Origin of the sequence: Variovorax sp. OV329, from assembly GCF_900114785.1 — a bacterium.
In the GTDB taxonomy this organism is placed as follows: Bacteria; Pseudomonadota; Gammaproteobacteria; order Burkholderiales; family Burkholderiaceae_C; genus Variovorax.
On record NZ_FOUG01000048.1, the window covers coordinates 1 to 2,540 of the forward strand.

Genomic DNA, 2,540 nt, shown 5'->3' on the forward strand with positions numbered 1-2,540 from the left:
TGTTGATTTCCATCTAGAAGTGACCCACTAACCCCGGCGATTTCCATCTAAATCTGACCCACGTAAGAACCCTAACCTGCTGCTTTTAGTGGCAGGAGCACAGGAGTGATTGACGTGGCGACACTGAGTGTCATCAGACGTTGGGCATTGCGTGAGCAACTGTCCATTCGAGAGATAGCCCGACGCACGGGCCTGTCTCGCAACACCATCCGCAAGTACCTGCGCGAGGGCGAGGCGGCGCCGAGTTACGCGAAGCGGGTCAGCCCGAGCAAGCTCGACGCCTTCGCCGAGAAGCTCAGTATCTGGCTCAAGAGCGAGGCATCGAGGTCACGCAAGCAGCGGCGCACCCTCAAGCAGATGCACGCCGACCTGGCGGCGCTCGGCTACCAGGGCTCCTATAACCGCGTGGCAGCGTTCGCACGAGCGTGGCATACACATCGCCGCGAGGTCGAGCAGACCACCGGGCGAGGCACCTTCGTGCCGCTGGCCTTCGGTCCAGGCGAGGCGTTCCAGTTCGACTGGAGCGAGGACTGGGCCGTCATCGGCGGTGAGCGCACCAAGCTGCAGGTCGCGCACTTCAAGCTCAGTCACAGCCGGGCCTTCCTCGTGCGGGCGTACCCGCTGCAGACCCACGAGATGCTGTTCGATGCGCACAACCGCGCCTTCGAGGTGCTGGGCGGCGTGCCACGGCGCGGCATCTACGACAACATGAAGACCGCCGTGGACCGGGTGCGCCGCGGCAAGGAGCGCGATGTCAACGCGCGCTTCAGCGCCATGGTCAGCCACTACCTGTTCGAGGCCGAGTTCTGCAACCCGGCCTCCGGTTGGGAGAAGGGCCAGGTGGAGAAGAACGTGCGCGATGCGCGCCACCGGCTGTGGCAGCCCGTGCCTGCGTTCGCGACGCTGCCGCTGCTCAACGACTGGCTCGAGCACCGCTGCAAGGCGCTGTGGGGCGAGATCGTTCACGGCAAGCAACCTGGCACCGTGGCGGATGTGTGGGCGCAGGAGCAACCGCTCCTGATGCCCGTTCCTCGTCCCTTCGACGGCTTCATCGAGCACACCAAGCGCGTGTCGCCCACCTGCCTGGTGCACTTCGAGCGCAACCGCTACAGCGTTCCCGCGTCGTATGCGAACCGTCCGGTGAGCCTGCGGGTCTACGCGGATCGCCTGGTCGTGGCGGCCGAAGGCCAACTCTTGTGCGAGCACACCCGCATCATCGACCGGCGCCATGACACCGCGGGCCAGACCGTCTACGACTGGCGCCATTACTTGGCGGTGCTGCAGCGCAAGCCCGGGGCGTTGAGGAACGGCGCGCCCTTCAGTGAACTGCCACAGGGCTTCCGACGGTTGCAGGCCGTCCTGCTCAAGCAGCCCGGCGGCGACCGGGAGATGGTGGAGATCCTCGCACTCGTGCTGCACCACGACGAGCAGGCCGTGCTGACCGCGGTCGAGCTGGCCCTGGAAGCCGGCGTGGCGAGCAAGACGCATGTGCTGAACGTCCTGCACCGACTGCTCGACGGCAAGCCGGTGGCGCCAGCGCCAGTGACGGCGCCCCAGGCGTTGCGCCTGGCAAACGAGCCCCAGGCCAACTTGTTGCGCTACGACTCCCTCAGAGGGCGCGTGACCGCAGTTGATCCGATCATCATCCAGGAGGTGCGCCATGCGCCATGACCCCGCCAGTGCAGCCATCGTGATCATGCTGCGCGAACTCAAGATGCACGGCATGGCGCATGCCGTGGCCGAGCTTGCCGAGCAGGGCTCGCCGGCCTTCGAGTCCGCGCAGCCGGTCCTCTCGCAGTTGCTCAAGGCGGAGACGGCCGAACGCGAGGTGCGCTCGGTGGCTTACCAACTGAAGCTGGCACGCTTCCCGGTCTACCGGGACCTCGCAGGCTTCGACTTCGCTCACAGCGAGGTGAACGAAGCCTTGGTCCGTCAGTTGCATCGCTGTGAGTTCATGGAGGACGCCCAGAACGTGGTGCTCGTCGGTGGTCCTGGCACGGGAAAGACCCACATCGCGACGGCGCTCGGCGTGCAGGCCATCGAGCATCACCACCGGCGCGTGAGGTTCTTCTCCACGGTCGAACTGGTCAACGCGCTGGAGCAGGAGAAGGCCAGCGGCAACCCGGGCCACATCGCGCATCGGCTGATGTACGCCGACATGGTGATCCTCGACGAGCTCGGCTACCTGCCGTTCAGCGCCTCGGGCGGTGCGCTGCTATTCCATCTGCTGTCCAAGCTCTACGAGCGCACCAGCGTGGTGATCACGACGAACCTGAGCTTCAGCGAGTGGGCCAGCGTCTTCGGCGATGCGAAGATGACGACAGCGTTGCTGGACCGGCTCACGCACCACTGCCATATCCTGGAGACTGGCAACGACAGCTTCCGGTTCAAGCACAGCTCGGCTCAACCAGTTCAGGCAGACCAATCTAGAAAGAAGGAGAAGACCAAGAACTTATCCACACCGTGAGCCACCAGGCTCGCAAAGAGGGTGGGTCAATATTGGATGGAAATGCCGGGTCAGGATTGCATGGAACTCAACA

2 protein-coding genes are annotated in these 2,540 nt (G+C 64.6%); both read left to right on the forward strand.

The genetic code is table 11. The features are described 5' to 3' along the window. The first annotated feature begins 105 nt into the window (after positions 1 to 105). Positions 106 to 1,671, forward strand: coding sequence for an IS21-like element ISVasp1 family transposase (gene istA / locus BM345_RS29435; protein WP_086557949.1), 1,566 nt, complete (start codon positions 106 to 108; stop codon positions 1,669 to 1,671). Further along, complete coding sequence (gene istB / locus BM345_RS29440) at positions 1,661 to 2,467, forward strand: IS21-like element helper ATPase IstB (protein WP_093387378.1); 807 nt, start codon at positions 1,661 to 1,663, stop codon at positions 2,465 to 2,467. Before istA ends, istB begins: the two co-directional genes overlap by 11 nt. Positions 2,468 to 2,540: the final 73 nt, after the last annotated feature.

Coding starts and splice junctions, on each gene's coding strand:
- istB (WP_093387378.1), top strand. CDS start 1,661: ATGCGCCATGACCCCGCCAGTGCAGCCATCGTGATCATGCTGCGCGAA.